The sequence below is a fragment of the Ruegeria jejuensis genome (assembly GCF_041537905.1).
Lineage (GTDB): Bacteria > Pseudomonadota > Alphaproteobacteria > Rhodobacterales > Rhodobacteraceae > Ruegeria_C.
In genome coordinates, this window is record NZ_JBGRUO010000023.1 from 83,829 (window position 1) to 101,736 (window position 17,908).

Here is a 17,908-nt window from a genome sequence, read left to right on the forward strand (position 1 = left end):
ACCTCACCGCCTGCGCCGACCAAAGGTGCACCAGCCGGTGCGCATGTTTTCATAAGTTACTAAGGAGTACGACATTGGCCAGCATTCACGACAAGCTTGAAAAGGTGCGCAAACCGCGCGTCCACATCAAATACGAAGTCGAAACCGAAGGCGCGATGGTCGAAAAGGAACTGCCCTTTGTTGTCGGCGTGCTCGGCGATTTTTCAGGTAACCCGACCGAAGAACTCGCGCCGTTCAGCCAACGTAAATTCGTGCAGATCGACCGCGACAATTTCGATGACGTGATGGCACGGATGACGCCCGGCGTGGCCACCAAGGTCGAAAACACCCTGGTTGAAGATGACGACGCGATGATGGCAGTCAACCTGTCCTTCAGCGCGATGGATGATTTCGAACCCGCCCGTGTGGTCGAACAGGTGCCCGCGCTCAAGGCGCTGCTGGAAAGCCGCAACCATCTGCGCGATCTGCTGACCAAGGCGGACCGCTCGGAAGAGCTGGAGCAGCTGCTTGAGAACATCCTTCAGGACAATGAGGCAGTCGCCAAGATCGTCGGCGAGATCAAGTCGCGGCAGGGCGAGAGCGACGGGGGTCAAAACTAATGGAAACGCAAACCGAAAAGCAGCTCTCTGATGTCGTAGAAAGCACCGAAAACAGCCTGCTGGACCAGGTGATCGGTGCCACGCGGCAAACCGAACCGGACCGTGCTGCGGAACTGATGCAGACGCTCACCGACGCCGCGCTGTCGGGCACCGTGCAGTATAGTCGAAACCTGACGATCACGCTTAACAGGGCGATCGAAGAGATCGATGCCAAGATTTCGCGCCAGCTGGCGGTGATCATGCAGTCGCCTGAATTTGCCACACTCGAAGGTTCCTGGCGCGGCTTGCGGCATCTGACCCATGAATCCAACACCGGCACCAACCTCAAGGTCCGCGTGCTGAACGCCTCCAAACGCGATCTGGGCCGCGATCTGTCAAAGGCTGTGGAATTCGATCAATCCCGCCTGTTCAAATCGATCTACGAGGATGAGTTCGGGACCCCGGGCGGCGAGCCGATCGGCGCGATCATCGGCGACTACGAGTTCGACAACAGTTTCGAGGATGTCGAGCTTCTGTCCAGCCTGAGCCAGGTTTCGGCCGCGTCCTTCGCCCCGTTCGTCTCGGCAGCCAGCCCGCAACTTTTCGGCTTCGACGACTATACCGAGCTATCGAAACCCCGGGACCTGTCGAAGATTTTCGACAGCACCGAATACACCAAATGGCGCGGCTTCCGAGACAGCGAGGATTCGCGCTTCGTCACGCTGACCCTGCCCCGTGTTCTGGCGCGCATGCCCTATGGTGAGCGAACCAAGAAGATTGACGAATTCGACTATAACGAGGCCATCGCTTATGACGGCGATCAGATCCCGCACAACAATTACTGCTGGATGAACTCGGCCTATGTGATGGGCACGCGGCTGACCAATGCGTTTGCCGATAGCGGCTGGTGTACCGCGATCCGCGGCGCTGAGAATGGCGGCAAGGTCGAGGGGCTGCCGACACATCTCTTCATGACTGATCAGGGCGATACGGATGTGAAATGCCCCACCGAGATCGGCATCACCGACCGCCGCGACGCCGAACTGGGCGCCAACGGCTTCTTGCCGCTCTGCCATTACAAGAACACCGATTATGCCGTGTTCTTCGGCGCACAGACCACGCATCGGCCCAAGAAATACGACAGGCCCGAGGCGACGGCGAATGCCGCCATTTCAGCACGTCTGCCCTACATGATGGCGACCTCGCGCTTTGCGCATTACCTCAAGGTCATAGGGCGCGACAAGATCGGCTCGTTCATGGAGGTCGAGGATTGCGAAGACTGGCTGAATCGCTGGATCAACAACTACGTCAATGCCAATGACGCAGCCGGCCCCGAGGCGCGCGCGCAATACCCGCTGCGCGACGCCAAGGTCTCGGTCGAAGAGATTCCTGGCCGTCCCGGCAGTTACAATGCAGTCGCTTGGCTGCGCCCATGGTTGCAGATGGAAGAGCTGACCACAGCACTGCGGATGGTGGCCAGGATTCCAGAAAAGAACTGAGATGCAGGAACAGGTTGAGCACATGAGGCAGGGCGCGGAAATGCGCCCTGCCCTCTCGGATGATGCGCGACGAGCGGATCTGTTCGCGCGTGTCGATGCGGTGATCGCCCGCATCGATCGGGTCGTGTCGCGCCAGCTTGACGTCATCCGCAACCATGCCGACTTCCGCGCGCTCGAGGCACGTTGGCGCGGCCTGCGCTTGCTGGTGGATCGCTCCGACCCCGGTCAGGGCGTGATCATTAAGGTTCTGGATGTAGACTGGCCCACCCTGGCGCGCGGCCTTGAGCGCGCCGCCGACTTCGATCAAAGCCATCTCTATCGTCTTGTCCATGAGGGCGAATTCGGCATGCCCGGCGGGCAGCCCTTCGGTTTGCTGGTCGGAGATTACCAGCTCTCCCACCGAACCGACGGCGGGGCCGCCGACACGGTGGACGCGCTTCGCCGTCTGGCGGCGGTTGCGGCCTCGGCCTTTTGCCCCCTTATTGCGGCGGCGGGCTCGCCAACCTTCGGGCTGGCCAGTTTCGACGATCTGGCCCCGTATACCGGGATCGAGCCCGCGCATCTGATCCAGCGCGAGCAGCCCGATTTCGCGCGCTGGCAGGCACTCAGACGAGGCGAGGATACCCGCTTTGTGGGGCTGGTCGCACCCGATCTGCTGCTGGTGCGCCGCGACGACCCCTATCATCCGCGCCCCTTCGTGCAACGCGACGCGGTGGCGGGCACGCTGCCCTGCAATGGTGCGTTCGGGTTTGCCCTGACGGTGATTGACGCGTTTCTATCCAGCGGCTGGTTCGCCGCCATTCGCGGCGCCTATCAGGACGAGCCAGGCGGCGGACGCGTGGCGGGCCTGAACCCGGTGGATCCGGGGACCGACCGGCATGGCCTGTCGGCGCAGGGCCCGGTGCGGCTGCGCCTGTCATCGGAGCAGGAAGAGGCGCTGTGCGAACATGGCATCATCCCGCTCTCGCATCTGCATCTGGACACCGACCCGGTGTTCAACATGTTGCCCTCGCTGCATATTCCGAAACGCTATGACCGTCCCATCGCAACTCAGAACGCCCGGCTGGCGGCGATGCTGCACTATGTGCTCTGCACCTCGCGGTTTGCCCATTATCTGAAAGTGATCATGCGGGACGAGATCGGCTCGCTCGCCGACCCCGGTACCATCCAAGCGGATCTGGAGGCGTGGTTGCGCGGCTATTGCCTGGGCAATGACGACGCCGGGAACGAGTTGAAGGCGCAGTATCCGCTGCGTGATGCGGGCGTCGCCGTGACCCCCATCCCCGGTCGCCCCGGCACCTATAACTGCACCATCCGGCTGCAACCTCATTTCCAGCTCGACGATGTCTCGACCAGTTTCCATCTGGTCACCGACAGCTCGGGAACCGCATCTCGTGAAGGACTTGTCGCATGACCCAGACCACGGACGTGATCTCGCGGGCGCTTTCGGACGACGACCTCAACGGCGCCGTTGGCGCGGCTGTCGCCACGGTCAAATCCCGGCCACGCGATTTCGAGGCGCGGATGCTGCTGGCCGAACTGGCGGTTTTGGCGGGCGATCTGGGCCGGGCCGAAACCCAAGCCAAGCTGGCTGGGCAGAACGCGCCGGACAAGGCGCTGGGGCTCGGCGTGTTTCGCCAGCATCTGCGCGGAATCCAGGCGCGCAACGCCTGGTGGGAGGACGGTGCACTGCCGGTCTTTCCCGAAGGACCCTCTGCCCTGAGCAATCTGGCGCTTAAGATGAATGTCGCGCTGCGCTCAGGCGATGGCGACAGCGCGCGCGCCCTGCTACACCAGCTGGACGACGAACGCGGCGCGCAGAATGTCATCTGGGACGGCTTGGCGTTCGACACGTTTCGCGATCTCGATGACCGGCTGCCTCACGCGCTGGAAGTGGTGACGGCGGGCGGCAACTATATGTGGTTGGAGTTCGACACTCTGTCAGAGGTCCGTTTCGAACCGGTCACACGCCCGCTTGATCTGGCCTACCGCCGGGCGCGGGTCACGCTGACCAACGCCTCTGCTGCCGATCTGCGCATTCCGGCGATCTACCCCGCGCCCGAGGGGGCTGCGCAATCGCTGGGCCGGATCACCGACTTTTCCGAAGGACCCGGTGGGCTGATCTTTGGCCATGGCCAGCGTGGTTGGCTGGTCGGGGACGACATGCAAACCTGCGCCACCGCGACCACCCTGCATTTTGAAGAGGGTGACGCCTAGGATGTCCCGCGCCCCAGTCTCCGCGCGGCCGGACCGGCTCGCCCCTTCGCTTCTGGATCGGTTGATCGACACCGATCCAGAGCTGCCGCACGATCCGCCCATCAGCCGGTCCGAAACGCTGAACGGCTTGCGCGAGGCAGTACGGCGCGATCTGGCGATCCTGCTCAACACGCGGTGCCGACCAACCTCGCCGCCGGACGGTCTGCCGGTGCTTGAGGACAGTTTGGTCGGCCTCGGCGTCGAGGATTTCTTTAACGCCAGCCTCGTGACCGATGAACAGCGCCGCCGTTTCGCCGCCCGGATCGAATGGCGCATCGCCCGGTTCGAGCCGCGCCTGGAGGACCTGTCTGTCTCGTTGCTGCCAATGCCACAACAGGACCAGCGGGCTCTGCGACTGCGCATCACCGCGCGGTTTCGCGCCCGTCCCGGCCTGCCGCCGGTCAGCTTCGAAACCCGGCTCGACCCCGCCACCCATGGCTTCACCGTGATCAGCGGGGCTCGTCATGCGTAACCGGTTCCTGGAATATTACAGCGAAGAGCTTGAGGCGCTGCGCGGCCGCGCTGGCCGCTTCGCCGATGCCTTTCCCAAGATCGCCGGGCGGCTGCGCCTGTCACCCGAGACCAGCGATGACCCGCATGTGGAGCGGCTGGTCCAAAGCTTCGCCTATTCCACCGCGCGGCTGCGGCAAAAGCTGGATGACAGCCTGCCCGAGCTGAGCGATGGGCTGCTGGAAACGCTCTACCCGCACTACCTGGCCCCGGTGCCAGCGATGACTGTACTGGCCATCGCCCCGGACCCCGAGGCGGACGCCCAACAGATTTTGCCGCGCGGCACGCAGATCGACAGCGAGCGGGTCGAAGGCGATATCTGCCGCTTCAGCACCACGCAGGACGTGGCGCTGGCCCCGATCCGGATCGAGTCGGTGCGGATGATGAACCGCCCCATCGAGGCCCCTGCGCTGCCGGGCGCAAGCCCGGCGGGCTGTCTGCGGATCACGCTGGTGCCCATGGGCAAGACCCCGATTTCCGAACTGGGCCTCACTCGGTTCCGGTTCTTTGCGGCCGGGTCCGCGCGGCAGGCGCAGACGCTGCATGCGCATCTGATGCAGCATGTGACCCGCGTTGCCGTGGCTGCGCATGGCTCGGATAGTTCGGCGCGGTTCCTGCCATCCTCCGCCCTGAAGCCGGTCGGGTTCACGGTGGATGAGGCGTTGCTGCCCAGCCCCGAGGGCGCGTTCCCCGGCTACCGCTTGCTGACCGAGTTCTTCGCACTACCCGAGAAATTCCTGTTCTTCGATATCGAGACCGGACCGATCAGCCAGACCGACCGGTTGGACCTTTATCTCTATCTCGACAAGGCGCCCGACAGCCTGGAACAGCAGGTGAGCCGCCAATCGTTGCTGCTGGGCGCGACGCCGGTGGTGAATCTGTTCGAGACGCGGGCAGAGCCGGTGGTGCTGGATGGCACCCGCGCCAGCTTCCCACTACTGGCCGACGCGCGGCGAGCCGATACACGGCAGGTGCATTCGATCACGCGGATCACGCTCAGCGATGCGGCGGGCCAGACCATGCCCGCATGGCCCTTTTTCCACCGGATCAGCGATCGCGCGCGCGAGGGTGTCTTCTACCAGATCGACCGCAGCACCCGCACCAGTAACGCGGCGGCGCGACGGGCCTCCATCGCCTTTGTCGACAGCCGGGGCGAGGCGACCGCGCCGGGTGAACTGACCGCCGGGATCGACATTCTCGCCACCAATGGCGCATTGCCCCGCGCGCTGCCTTTCGGGGGCGGACAGCCGCGCCTGCGCTTCGCCTCGCCGGTCGAAGGGGCCGGGGCGATCACTTGTCTGCGCCCGATCAGTCTGCCGGATCGCACCGATCACTCAGGCGATCACCGCTGGCAGCTGATGTCGCACCTGTCGCTGAACCACCTGTCGCTCGAGACCGAGGGCGCGGCGGCGCTCAAGGGCATCCTGCGCCTCTACGATCCCGGCGACAGCCGCGAGACGGCTCAGATGATCGACGCTATTCACGAGGCACGCAGCAAACCCGCCATTGCCCGCCTGTCCGGCGTGGTGGTCAGCGGGGTAGACATCACGCTGACCCTCGATCCCGATCAGATCGAACCAGGTCGCGCGATGCTGTTCAGCAGTGTGATCGACCACTTTCTGGGCGCCTACACCACGCTCAACACCTTCACGCGGATGCGCGTGCGGCTCAAGGATCGTGCCGACACGCTCGCTCAGTTCGCCGCCCGATCCGGGGAGCAGCCGCTGATATGACCGACACGCATCTCTTCGAGCTGTTGAAATCCCATCCCGCTCGGTTCGACGCCGCCACCGCCCTGCGTGTGGCCGAGACCGAGGCGCGACGCAGCGGGCGGCGCGTGGTGACGCGCACCGTCCCCGCCGGGGCGGCGACGCCTCAGGCGATCACCGCCGTGCGGGAGAGCGCCGATTTGATCGAGCTGGAAACGCCGATCATGGGTCTGCTGGGGCCGCTCTCGCCGCTGCCCCCCGCCTATGGCGTTCTGGCGGCGCGCGACCAACGGCGGCGCGCGGGCGGGTTTCTGGCGTTTATCGATATGTTCTCGGACCGGCTGACCTGGCTCTTCGCCGAGGTGACCGAGAAATACAGCCTGCCTCGCCGGTTGCGATGGAGCGCGGCAGGCCACAACAAGATCCTGCTCGCGCTGCGCGCGCTGATCGGTTTCGCCACCCCGGGCCTGCAGCGAGAAACCCCGCTGCCCGGTGACGAGACGCTGCGCTATGCCGGGCTTTATGCGCAACGGACGCGGGGGGCGGTGGGGCTGCGCCAGATCCTCTCGGCCGAGCTCGGGCTGCCGGTCGAAATCGAACAATTCCATCTGCGCTGGCGCGCGTTGCCGCGCTCGGAACAGACCCGGATGAGCGGCGCGGTGGTCATGGACCGCGACGCCACCGCAGGCAGCCGGTTCCCGGACCGCACCGGGCAGATCAGGGTGCGTATCGGACCCGTCCGCTATGGCGATTTCGTAAGCCTCGAAGAAGGCCAACCCCGGCTGGAGCGCATCCGGCGCCTTACCCGGCTCTATGTCGGGCCGGTGATTGATTTCGATTTCCAGATCGTGCTGGACCGTCGCGACATCCCCGAGACGCAGCTCAGCCGCGAGGGGCCAGGCGCACGGCTTGACTGGAACTGCTGGGCGCGCAGCCTGCCAGCCGAGGCAGATAGCGAGGACGCGATTGTCGGTTCCGCCGCGCGGGTGGCGGCATGAAGTTGACCTTTGAACGTATGGATGGGCCCGGCGCGGGTGACCAGCGAATGACCGACGGCGCGACGCCCTTCACCATCGGCACGGGGCCGGGCGTGACCTGGATGCTTCCCGCCGAAGAACAGGCCGAAGCGCGGCTGAGCGTTCGGCGCGCTGGCGGCGGCTTTGTGGCCGAGGCATCGGGCAATGTGTTGATAGAAGGCCATCCCGTACCCGAAGGCCACGAAGTCGCGATCCACCACGGCGCGACGGTGATCCTTGGCGCGCACAAACTGCGCGCCCGGGTAGATCAGTCCCGGGCCAGCGAGGCGGCTGGGGTCACCGATCTTTTTGCCGATCCCGCCACGCCCACGATCAGCGCGATCCTGTCGGATGTAGCTCCCGGCGGCGAGGATGCCTCGGGTCCGTTGCCGGGACGGGGTGGCGAGGAATGGCTGGATGGCCTACTCGGTCAGGCACCCGATCCCGGTCCGCGCAACGCTGGTTGGGACCAGTTGGGAACCTACGGCGCAGGACGTGAGGCAACGGTCGAACTGGAGGACAGCCTGCCATCGCATCCCGATCACGACCCGGTCGCGCGCGTGCTCCTGCCCGATGACTGGAACAGCGAGACCCCTGCACCCGACCGGTTCCAACAGATCGCCGCGCCCCGCGAGGGGCTGAGCCTTGCCGCAACTCAGGCCCGCGCGACGCCCTCTCCCGCCATCGCCACGAAACGTGGTCCCGGCGCCCTGAAACCCCTGCATGATGCGCTCGGGATCTACGAAGGCGAGGTGGACGCCCCCGAGGCGGCGCAGCTGGCCAACGCGGGCGAGGCACTGCGAGTCGCGCTTGACGGGCTGAGCGAGGTCGAGGCGCTGACAAACCGCGTTCTGGGCGATCTGGATGTCGATCCGCCCAGACAGGATATCCCCGCCCGCGCGGCATTCGAACCCGCCATCCTGCTCTCGGATCCGGCGGGCCTGTCGGTCGAGGTTCTGTCGACTTGCCTTGCGCGGATCGTCGCGCGCCAGGCCGCCCTGACCGAGACGCTTGTGGCTGCATTAACGCAAGCGCGCGAAGACCTGGCCCCCGAGACCATCACCCATCACGTCACCGCCACGGGCGGTGTGGCTGCCCGGTTGCGCCCGACGACCGAGGCATGGCGGGAATACCGCGCGCGCTGGTGCTCCGAAGAGGCCGCGCTCAACCCCGAGACGCTGGCGCGCGCGCTGCGCGACGCCCTGATTGATCCGTTGGAAAGGCAGAACAGGTGAAGACCCAGAACCGTGTCGCATGGACTGAAGGCATGTTCCTGAAAGTCCAGCATTTTCAGCAGGCCGACCGCTGGGTCGAGGGCCTTGTGCGCGACCGCACCGCAACGCTGGCCCCCTACCCCTGGGGTCTGCTTGAATTGACGCCCGATAAGGCCGCGCTGGGGATCGGGCGGTTCGGTTTGACTTCGATCCGGGGCACCTTGGCCGACGGCACCCTTTTCTCGGCACCCGATCAATGTGCTCTGCCTGATCCGCTGCCGCTATCCGAGGGCATGACCGATGTGACGGTCTATCTGGCGCTGCCTGCCCAACGGCCCGGCGCGCCCGAGTTCGGCCCCGGCGAGGGCGAGGCCGCACGCGGCGTAAGGCTGAGGCGCGAGGAATTCGATGCCGATGACAACAATACCGACATTTCATATACCGCGCCGATTGCCGTGGGCCGCTTTGCGCTGAGCCTCAAGACGGATGGCGACGATCTGGCCGGGTTCGAGACCCTGCCTATCGCCCGGATCGTCGAAGTGCGCGCGGATCTGAGCGTTGTGCTCGACACCGACATGATCCCGCCAGTGCAGACCATCGCCGCAGCGCCCCGTCTGCTGGGCTTCATGAACGAGTTGCTGGGCCTCCTGCGCCATCGCGCCACGGCCATCGCCCGGCGCGCGGCGGAACCGACGCTACGCGGCTCGGCGGAACTGGGCGATTACCTGATGTTGCAGACGCTCAACCGCGCCAGCCCGCTGGTCGAACATCTGGCCGAACAGGCTGCACAGATTCATCCCGAAAGCGCCTATCGCACGCTACGTTCGTTGGCCGGAGAGCTTGCGACCTTCACCACCGACACCCGGCTGCCCGCCGAACTGCCCGCCTATCGCCATATCGATCCCCGAGCCAGTTTCGAACCGGTGATGGACGAGCTGCGCCGCGCGCTCTCGACCGTGCTGGACCAGAGCGCAGTGCCGATCCCGCTGGAGCAGCGTCGCCATGGGGTGCAAGTGGGCATGATCGCCGATCAGGGCCTCAAGGACGAAGCGGCGCTTGTACTGGCGGTCAAGGCCGACATCCCCGAGGAGCGGCTCCGCCGCCTCTTGCCGAACCAGATCAAGATCGGCCCGGTCGAACGGATCGCCGAACTGGTCAACGTGGCGCTGCCGGGCGTGCAGGTGCGGGCCATGCCCGTGGCACCGCGGCAACTGCCCTTCCGCTCTGGCACGACCTATTTTTCGTTGGAAACCCAAGGGGATGTGTGGCGCGACGTGACCAGCTCGGGCACCATTGCCCTGCATCTATCCTCGGAAGTCCCGGGGCTTGAAATGGAATTGTGGGGGATCAGGCCGTGACCGCCGCATCCAGCCCGCCTGATGGCAAGGACGAACCGCTGATCGTCCTGCCCACACCCGGCAAGAAGCGCGACCCGGTAAGGCCTGCGCCCGAGGCCGAACCGGTTGCCGACCCGATCTCGGTTCCCGACATTCTGGCCGGGTTCCGGCTGGATGGTAGCGACCTGCCCGTGGTGGTCGCCGAGGCGGCACCGCTGCTAAACCTCGCCCACGCATTGCGCAAGCGCGAGTTGACCCCCGATCTGAGCCAGTTACGGCGCGAAACCATCGCCGCAGTCAAGGACTATGAAAAACGGCTGGGCGCTGCAGGTATCGTGCCGTTGCAGGCCCGCGCGGCGCATTACGTGGTCTGCGCCACGCTGGACGACGTGATCCGCAACCGCCCATGGGGCGAAGGCTGGGCGATCGAAGGGCTGGTCTCGACCTTTCATCACGACGTGACCGGCGGAGACAAGGTGTTCGAATTGCTGCGCCGTTTCCAGCAGGAGCCGGGCACCTATCGCGATATCCTGATGCTGATCTATCTCTGCCTGTCGCTGGGTTTCGAGGGACGCACCCGCGTCAGTGCACGCGGCGGGCTCGAGTTGGCGCAGATCCGTGACAACCTCTACCGCGTGCTGCGCCAGCATTTCGACGGGACCGAGCGGGATCTCTCACCCCATTGGCAGGGCGAAGACGCTGCCCATATGCCCCTGCGCCGGGGTCGGATGTTCTGGCTGCTGAGTGGTCTGGCGCTGCTGCTGCTGTCGCTGATCTTCTTGGCGTTCACGCTACTGCTTGGCCGCGCGACCAATGGCACGCTGGACCAGATGGCGACGCTGCCACCCGATGATGTACCCACCCTGTTCATCCCGGTGGCGACCCCTCCGCCCACCCCGCCGCCCGCCGAAGCGCCGCCCTTGAAGGTAGAACCGGTGGTCCCAGAACAGCCGATCGCGCCACCATCACCACCACCGATCGAGGTGTTCATCTCGTTCCTGCAGCCCGAGGTCGAACAGGGCCTCGTCACTCTGCTGCGCGATGGCGACAGCGTGCTGGTGCGGATTGCCAATTCCGGGGCCTTCGGCGTCGGCGCGGCCTGGGTCGAAGAGGATTTCGAGCCGCTCTTCCACCGCATCGGCCAGGCGCTGGCGGCGGAGGATTTCAACGTGACCGTGCTGGGCCATACCGACAACCTGCCGATCCGGGCCGCGCCCTACCCGTCGAACTTTCACCTGTCGACCGCACGGGCAAATGCGGTGCGCGACATTCTGGTGGGCTATGTCCCCTCGGACAGCGTCGATATTCGCGGCGAGGCGGATACCAGACCCATTGCCAGCAATGACACTCCTGAAGGACGTGAGCGTAACCGCCGCACCGAAATCCTCGTGCGGGGTGCGGGCGACCGGGTCGATCCGCAATTCTATGAGCCGCAGGCCAACCCATCGGAGGCAAATCAATGAATCCTCTGGGCATGTGGACAAGTTTCAGGTCGCAGATGGACAGCTATCTGGGCGTCGTCGGGCGGCGCTTTCTGGTGCTGGTCTGGCTGATCGCGATCTGCGTCCTCATCTGGGTCTTCGGTCCGCGCCTCGCCTATGGCGATTTCGCGCCGCTTGCGCCCGCACGCAACCGTCTTATCGCCATCGCAATTGTGCTGGTGCTCGGCGCGATCTGGCAGCTTCTCTCGTGGCGGCGTGCCCGCAAGGCAGATGCACAGCTGGTCGAGGACGCAACCCAGTCGCCTGGGGCGCGTGCCGCAGAGGAGACCCAGGAAGAAATCAACGATCTGCGCGACCGCCTGCGCGAGGCGATGAAGCTGATGCGCAAGGTGGCCCGGCAGCGCGTCGGCTATGTCTATGAATTTCCGTGGTATCTGATGATAGGCGCGCCCGGCGCGGGCAAGACCACCCTGCTGACCAATTCGGGGCTCAAGTTTCCGCTGGGCGACGCGATGGGGGCCGAACCCGTGCAGGGCGTCGGCGGCACCCGCAACTGCAATTGGTGGTTCACCGACCGCGCGATCCTGATCGACACGGCCGGGCGCTATACCACGCAGGACAGCCAGCGCGAACGCGACGCGCAGGGGTTTCTGGGCTTCCTGTCGATGCTGCGCAAACGCCGCCCCGCGCAGCCCATCAATGGCGTAGTTCTGACCCTGTCGCTGACCGACCTGCTGACGCAGGAGCCCGACCAGCGCCTGCGCGAAGTGCGCGCGATCCGTCAGCGTCTCGCCGAAATCGAAGATACGCTCAAGGCCCGCGTGCCGGTTTATATCGTGCTGACCAAAGCCGACCGGCTGAACGGATTCGCCACGTTCTTCGAGGATCTGGGCGGCCAGTCGCGCGAGCAGGTCTGGGGCATGACCTTCGATTTCGAGAAGGCCGAACGGGACGGCGACCTGCCCGAGATGTTCAGCCATGAGTACTCCGCTTTGCAGGACCGGCTGAACGGGCTGCTGCTGGAACGACTGCAACAGGAGACCGATATCGACCGGCGCGGCGCGATCTTCCGGTTTCCAGCCCAGATCGCCGCGTTGCATGACAGCCTGCGCGAGATTGTCGAGGAACTGGCCTCGGGCACTGCAACCGTCTCAGCCCCGCTGATCCGGGGCCTCTATTTCGCGTCAGCTACACAGGACGCCGAGGCGCGGCGCATTCCCGGCGCGCCCGCGCGTGCGATGAACCGCAGTTACTTCGTGTCGCGGCTGTTCTCGGATGTGATCCTGGGCGAGGCCGCGCTGATCGCCCGCGACCGGCGTGTCAGCCAGCGCCGCAAGATTGTCATCGCAGCCGGTTATGCGCTACTGGCGCTGGTCGTGCTGGGCCTCTCGATCTCGTGGACCAGCAGCTATCTGGTGAACCACCGGGCGCTGGTGCGCGCAGATGATACGCTGGCCCGCTATGCCACCCGCGCCCGCAACATCCCCACGCAGGACGTACGGGACCGCGATTTCCTGCGGGTCCTGCCGGCGCTCAACACGCTGGAAACCACGCCCGCCGTCTTCGATGCCGAGGCCGAACAGGTGCCGCTCTATCTGCTGGGCTTCGGGCTTGGGCAGGAGCGGCGCATCAACGCGCGCTATCAGGACCTTTATGCCGCCGCGCTGGGCACCTATCTGCAACCCCGCTACATGGTGGCGCTTCAGGACAGGCTCAAATCCGACGATCTGACCGAGGCCGAGGCGTTCGAGACGCTCAAGCACTACCTGTCGCTTGCCGGTTACGGTCCGGTGGATGCCGATGCGCTGCTGGCCCAAGCCGAGGATGTCTTTGCCACGCTTTATCCCGGACCGGGCCGCGCGCCCACTCGCGTCACCCTGCATCGCCATCTTGAGGCGATGCTGCAACGCGGAGACCTTCCGGTGTTGGAAATCGACACCGATCTGGTGGCCAAGACCCGCGAGACGATCGCCAACCGCTCGCCCGCACAACGCACGCTCGATCTGCTGGCGACGCGCACTGAAACCCGCGCCCTACCCGGCTGGAGCGTCGCCGGTGCCGTGGGCCCCGCGGCCTCGGATGCGTTCGAGCGCATGTCGGGTACAGCGCTGACCGAGCCGATCCCCGGGCTTTACACAAGCGCGGGATATCAGGGCGTCCTGCTGCCGCAGGTCGGGACCATGGCCGAGATCGCCGCGCAGGAGGATTGGGTGCGCGGCGCGGGCGGGTCCAGGCCCGACGATGTCAGCGAGATCGCCCGCAATGCGGTCGAGCTGTATTGGACACAGTTCAGCGATATGTGGCGTGACACCGTGAGCGATATCCGCATCCGCGCAGTCGCATCGCTGGGCGACGGGGCCGACCTGCTGCTGCTGCTGTCATCAGAAGCCGATCCGCTGCAACGCCTGGCAACCGACATTGTCGACCGGACCGATCTGATCGGTCCGCTCTCCGTTGCGCCCGAGGGGTTCGACGCCTCGGCGCTGTCTTTCGATCCAGCTGCGGCGCCCGATCTCTTCGGCCCACTGCGGCGGGCGCTGGCAAGCGAGGCTGACGCAGGAGAGGAGACGGCTGAAGGTTTCGCGGCGCTCACTCCGCAATTCGACGGCATCTATCAGCAGCTCAACCGGGTCAATGCGAGCGATGCGCGCGCGGCTGAGGTCTTTGCTGCGGAAAGCCAGCTCAACGAGGGTATTCAAGAGCTTGTGGCCTCGGCCCGCGCTCTGCCGGGACCGGCGGATGCATGGTTAACCGGTCTGGCCGGGTCGCTGGCGGCCAGCACGGTCGAACGCGCGCGCGACGAATTGTCTGCAATCTGGGCCGCTGGTCCCGCCCAGCAATGCCTGCGCGCGGTCGCGGGGCGCTACCCGTTCGACCGGCAGCAATCGCGCGAGGTGACCCTTGATGATTTCACGCGCATCTTTGGCCCCGACGGCGTCTTCGACAGCTTCTTTGCCGCCAATCTCGACCCGTTCGTTGATCGCTCCACCAACCCGTGGAGTTGGAAGGGCGGTCTGGGGACAGCAGGCGACAGCTCCGAAGCTCTGGCTCAGTTCCAGCGCGCCGCCCAGATCCGCACTGCGTTTTTCCCGGCAGGCGCCACCCATCCCGAAGTGGGCGTAGATTTCGACCTGATCGGCAGCAGCGGCGACCCGTCCACGGTGCAGGTAGGCCTTGGCGGCGAGATATCGGTCTATGGCTTCGCCAACGCGCCGCGTCGTCCGCTGATATGGCCGGGCCAGAACCCGGGCCGCGCCTTCCTCCGTGCCCTGCCAAGCGCACGCAGCAACGATTTGGTGATCAACAGCGACTGGAGCGCCTTCCGGCTGATCGACCGCGCACAGCGGATCACGCCGGTCTCGCGCAACGAGTTCGACGCCGCCTTTCAGGTCGCGGGCTACGGGCTGCGGTTCCGGATCACGGCGGATAGCGTCAACAACCCGTTCGAGCTTGAGGCGATGTCCGCCTTTTCCTGCCCCCGGACCCTGATGGAGTAGATGCGGACCATGTCATCCCGGACCCGCCCGCAGGTCGAACTGCGCACCGGCTATTTCGGCAAATTGCCTACGCAGGGCGACTTTGTCTCGCACGGGCTGTCCCGCGGAATGATCAACGCGCTGGACGACTGGCTGCGCCAATGCGTGCGCGAAAGCCAGCGCGCACTGGGGCGCGACTGGCTTGACAGCTTCCTCGTCGCCCCCGCCTGGAACGGGCTGGTGGGCGGCGGTGTGCTTAGCCCCGATCCGGTCATGCTGGTGATGATCCCCAGCGTGGACCGGGTGGGCCGGTACTTTCCTCTGGTGATCGCGACACCATTGCCCGGACATGCTGGCCGCCTGGATCATCTGATCCAGGACATGTCCGCCTGGTTCGAATGGGCCGAGGCGCGCGCGCATTCCGTGCTGGAGGCCGGGTTCAATCGCTCCGGCCTGGATCACGATCTGGCCGCGATGCAGTTTCTGTTCACACCGGTTACGCGCGCGGCGACAAACAATGGGGCGAACCAGAGTCTCTGGTGGACGCGCGGAGGCGCGGTTCTCAGGACCGACGGCTTGCCGGACCCCGCCTCGTTTCACCAACAGCTTCTGCGTCAGCCCCTCTCCGGGGCCGACGAGCCCGCACCCACACCCGAGGCCCCGGCGACACCGCAGCGGGTGCTGCTCAGCGCCGAAAGCGGCGGCGCGGCTGTTAAAGCGGCACGCAAGGCCACACTGACCGACGCCGTTGCAATCAGCCCCGATGGGCAGGCCATGAGCCTGCTCAGCGGTATCGGACATGTGCCGGGTCTGAACGATGCGGTGAAAGACGCCGCCGCAACCCTTGCGACGATCGAAAACCCGTTTTCGATGAACGATCTCATCGCCGAGGCCAAGGGCAAGCTGGGGACGGTCAACACCAAGCTGCGCGCGCGCGGCCTGCCGACCGGAAGGGTCTTCGCCGCATCAGCGGGTGTGCTGCTGATCCAGGGCGGGCGCTATGCCCTGTTTTGGAGCGGAAATGTGCGCGCCTACATGATGCGCGACGGGCGGTTCACCCAGCTGACGCGCGATCATGTTGACCGGATGATACCAACCATGATCAACCGCGCCCTTGGCGCCGAGATGCGCCCGAATGTCGAAACCACCGCCGGTGAGGCGATGGCCGGAGACCGGTTCCTGCTCTGCTCGGGTGGGGTGCACGCAGTCCTGTCCGAGCATGACATGTCCCGGGTTCTCGGCTCTGCCGCCACAGCGCAGCGGGCAGCCGACCACCTAGCACAGGACGCGATCATCGCCGGGGCCGCAATGGATGCCGCCGCTGTGACCGTGATTTTAAAGGCCAGGCTCCCCGCAGAGGGCACGCTGGCAAACGAACTGAAAGGCAAAGAAGAATGAAACGACAATCCCTGGCCGTCCTGATGGCACTGGCACTTGCGGCCTGCGCCCCGTCAGACGGCCCGAAGACTCAGACTGTGCTGTCAAAATCCCGCAAGGCGGACGTGCCGATCCTGCAGATTAATGATGAGGTCGTGGCCAAACTGGGCGATCGTCAGCTCGGGGGCGATCTGAGTACGTTGGGGCGCCAAAACCACTTGCCTGGCGTCATCAAGCCCGGCGACACGATCAGCGTGACGCTGTTTGACACCGGTGAATCCGGCATGTTCAACGCCGCCGAAAGCGGCGCCGTGACATTGGGGGAGTTCCCGGTTTCCAGCACCGGCGCGGTGAACCTGCCCTTCGTGGGCACGGTGCAGATCGGCGGGCGTTCCACCGCCGGGGCACAGAACCTGATCACCCAGACACTGCGCGAAAACGCCATCAATCCGTCCACGACCGTATCGATTTCGCGCAAAGCGACCGACAACTATACCGTGCAGGGCGCCGTCGGTGCGGCGGGCGTATACGGTTTGACGCCCGGCGGCGAGAGCGTGCTGGACGGGATCGCCACAGCTGGCGGCGCCCGAACCGCGCCAGACCAGACCGTCGTCACCCTGCTGCGCGGCAGCCATCAGGCCAGCCAACGGCTCGACGAGTTGATCGCCAACCCGCGTTCTGATATTCCCCTGCTGCCCAACGATACGGTGGTTGTCGGTCTGGGCGATGCCAGCTATTTCGCCGAGGGTGCCTTGTTGAACACCGGCGAGTTCCCGTTTGCGGAAGGGGCCGTCACCCTGGCCAAGGCAGTCGCCAAGGCAGGCGGTTTGCAGGCCTCCCGCGCCAATCCGCGGTCGGTCTTCGTAATGCGGCGCATGAAGCCGGGCGAGTCCTTCATGCTGCGCGATTGGCAAGGCAATCAGCGGGTCGTGACCGGCGATGTAATCTTTCGCGCCGACTACAAGGACCCTCAGCAGATCTTGAACGCCTCGAAATTTCAGATGCGAGACGGAGACGTACTCTATGTCGGCAATGCCCCGCTGGCGAATTTCTCGAAATACTTCCAGATATTCAACAGCCCACCCGAAGTGCCCGCTCCGCAGGCACCTCTGGTACTGGAGTAAATCTGCGACGGACTGGCGCCAGCCCACAGCTATGTTGCCCTAGCTGGACTTTCATTGCGGTCGTGTTCGCCATGACGCTCCAGTTTTCTAGCGCAAATGCCATCGTCATCGGCACTGTGGTTCTGCGGCGTGGCAACCTATGCCCTTCTGCTGAATGTCCCTGCTCGAACCTAAAGTTCCGAGCCTTTAACCTGATCCATATCCAGCCTCACAGAAGTAATTCCAACATTCCCGCGATGTGAACAGATTGCAGATTTCGGCGAGTGCATCGAACATCTGGTCGAATGTCCTAGCCCCGATCCTTCGCAAATGCGCCTTCAGCTTCGAGAAGGCCATTTCGATCGGGTTTAGGTCAGGCGAATATGGCGGC

14 protein-coding genes are annotated in these 17,908 nt (G+C 65.1%); 13 read left to right on the top strand and 1 reads right to left on the bottom strand.

All coding sequences use genetic code 11. From position 1 onward, the window contains the following. The first annotated feature begins 74 nt into the window (after window positions 1-74). Genes tssB through AB1E34_RS21420 form a run of 13 tightly spaced genes read left to right on the top strand, consistent with a single transcriptional unit; the run spans window position 75 to window position 17,538 of the window. Complete coding sequence (gene tssB, locus AB1E34_RS21360; protein ID WP_372574339.1) at window positions 75-599, top strand: type VI secretion system contractile sheath small subunit; 525 nt, start codon at window positions 75-77, stop codon at window positions 597-599. Continuing rightward, window positions 599-2,077 (top strand): type VI secretion system contractile sheath large subunit, encoded by a 1,479-nt coding sequence (tssC, locus tag AB1E34_RS21365; RefSeq protein ID WP_372574340.1) that lies wholly within the window; start codon window positions 599-601, stop codon window positions 2,075-2,077. The genes tssB and tssC (AB1E34_RS21365) overlap by 1 nt, the downstream gene beginning before the upstream one ends. 40 nt (window positions 2,078-2,117) lie before the next feature. Then, window positions 2,118-3,491, top strand: coding sequence for a type VI secretion system contractile sheath large subunit (tssC, locus tag AB1E34_RS21370; RefSeq protein WP_372574341.1), 1,374 nt, complete (start codon window positions 2,118-2,120; stop codon window positions 3,489-3,491). Beyond that, window positions 3,488-4,294: a type VI secretion system accessory protein TagJ gene (locus AB1E34_RS21375; protein WP_372574342.1), complete on the top strand. Its 807-nt coding sequence runs from the start codon at window positions 3,488-3,490 to the stop codon at window positions 4,292-4,294. The genes tssC (AB1E34_RS21370) and AB1E34_RS21375 overlap by 4 nt, the downstream gene beginning before the upstream one ends. A 1-nt stretch (window position 4,295) precedes the next feature. Next, complete coding sequence (gene tssE, locus AB1E34_RS21380) at window positions 4,296-4,805, top strand: type VI secretion system baseplate subunit TssE (RefSeq protein ID WP_372574343.1); 510 nt, start codon at window positions 4,296-4,298, stop codon at window positions 4,803-4,805. Beyond that, window positions 4,798-6,576 carry a type VI secretion system baseplate subunit TssF gene (gene tssF / locus AB1E34_RS21385; RefSeq protein ID WP_372574344.1) on the top strand — a complete coding sequence of 593 codons (1,779 nt, stop codon included), beginning with the start codon at window positions 4,798-4,800 and terminating at the stop codon, window positions 6,574-6,576. The genes tssE and tssF overlap by 8 nt, the downstream gene beginning before the upstream one ends. Beyond that, window positions 6,573-7,550 carry a type VI secretion system baseplate subunit TssG gene (gene tssG / locus AB1E34_RS21390; RefSeq protein ID WP_372574345.1) on the top strand — a complete coding sequence of 326 codons (978 nt, stop codon included), beginning with the start codon at window positions 6,573-6,575 and terminating at the stop codon, window positions 7,548-7,550. The genes tssF and tssG overlap by 4 nt, the downstream gene beginning before the upstream one ends. Next, window positions 7,547-8,803, top strand: coding sequence for a hypothetical protein (locus tag AB1E34_RS21395; protein ID WP_372574346.1), 1,257 nt, complete (start codon window positions 7,547-7,549; stop codon window positions 8,801-8,803). The genes tssG and AB1E34_RS21395 overlap by 4 nt, the downstream gene beginning before the upstream one ends. Next, window positions 8,800-10,140: a type VI secretion system baseplate subunit TssK gene (gene tssK / locus AB1E34_RS21400; RefSeq protein WP_372574347.1), complete on the top strand. Its 1,341-nt coding sequence runs from the start codon at window positions 8,800-8,802 to the stop codon at window positions 10,138-10,140. The genes AB1E34_RS21395 and tssK overlap by 4 nt, the downstream gene beginning before the upstream one ends. After that, window positions 10,137-11,582, top strand: coding sequence for a type VI secretion system protein TssL, long form (gene tssL / locus AB1E34_RS21405; RefSeq protein ID WP_372574348.1), 1,446 nt, complete (start codon window positions 10,137-10,139; stop codon window positions 11,580-11,582). Before tssK ends, tssL begins: the two co-directional genes overlap by 4 nt. Further along, window positions 11,579-15,058 (top strand): type VI secretion system membrane subunit TssM, encoded by a 3,480-nt coding sequence (gene tssM / locus AB1E34_RS21410; protein WP_372574349.1) that lies wholly within the window; start codon window positions 11,579-11,581, stop codon window positions 15,056-15,058. Before tssL ends, tssM begins: the two co-directional genes overlap by 4 nt. 9 nt (window positions 15,059-15,067) lie before the next feature. Beyond that, window positions 15,068-16,435 carry a type VI secretion system-associated protein TagF gene (gene tagF, locus AB1E34_RS21415; RefSeq protein WP_372574350.1) on the top strand — a complete coding sequence of 456 codons (1,368 nt, stop codon included), beginning with the start codon at window positions 15,068-15,070 and terminating at the stop codon, window positions 16,433-16,435. Further along, complete coding sequence (locus AB1E34_RS21420) at window positions 16,432-17,538, top strand: polysaccharide biosynthesis/export family protein (RefSeq protein ID WP_372574351.1); 1,107 nt, start codon at window positions 16,432-16,434, stop codon at window positions 17,536-17,538. The genes tagF and AB1E34_RS21420 overlap by 4 nt, the downstream gene beginning before the upstream one ends. Before the next feature lie 186 nt (window positions 17,539-17,724). Here AB1E34_RS21420 and AB1E34_RS21425 read toward each other — a convergent pair. Continuing rightward, the coding region (locus tag AB1E34_RS21425) for a transposase (protein WP_372574352.1) at window positions 17,725-17,908 on the bottom strand (184 nt) is incomplete at its 5' end.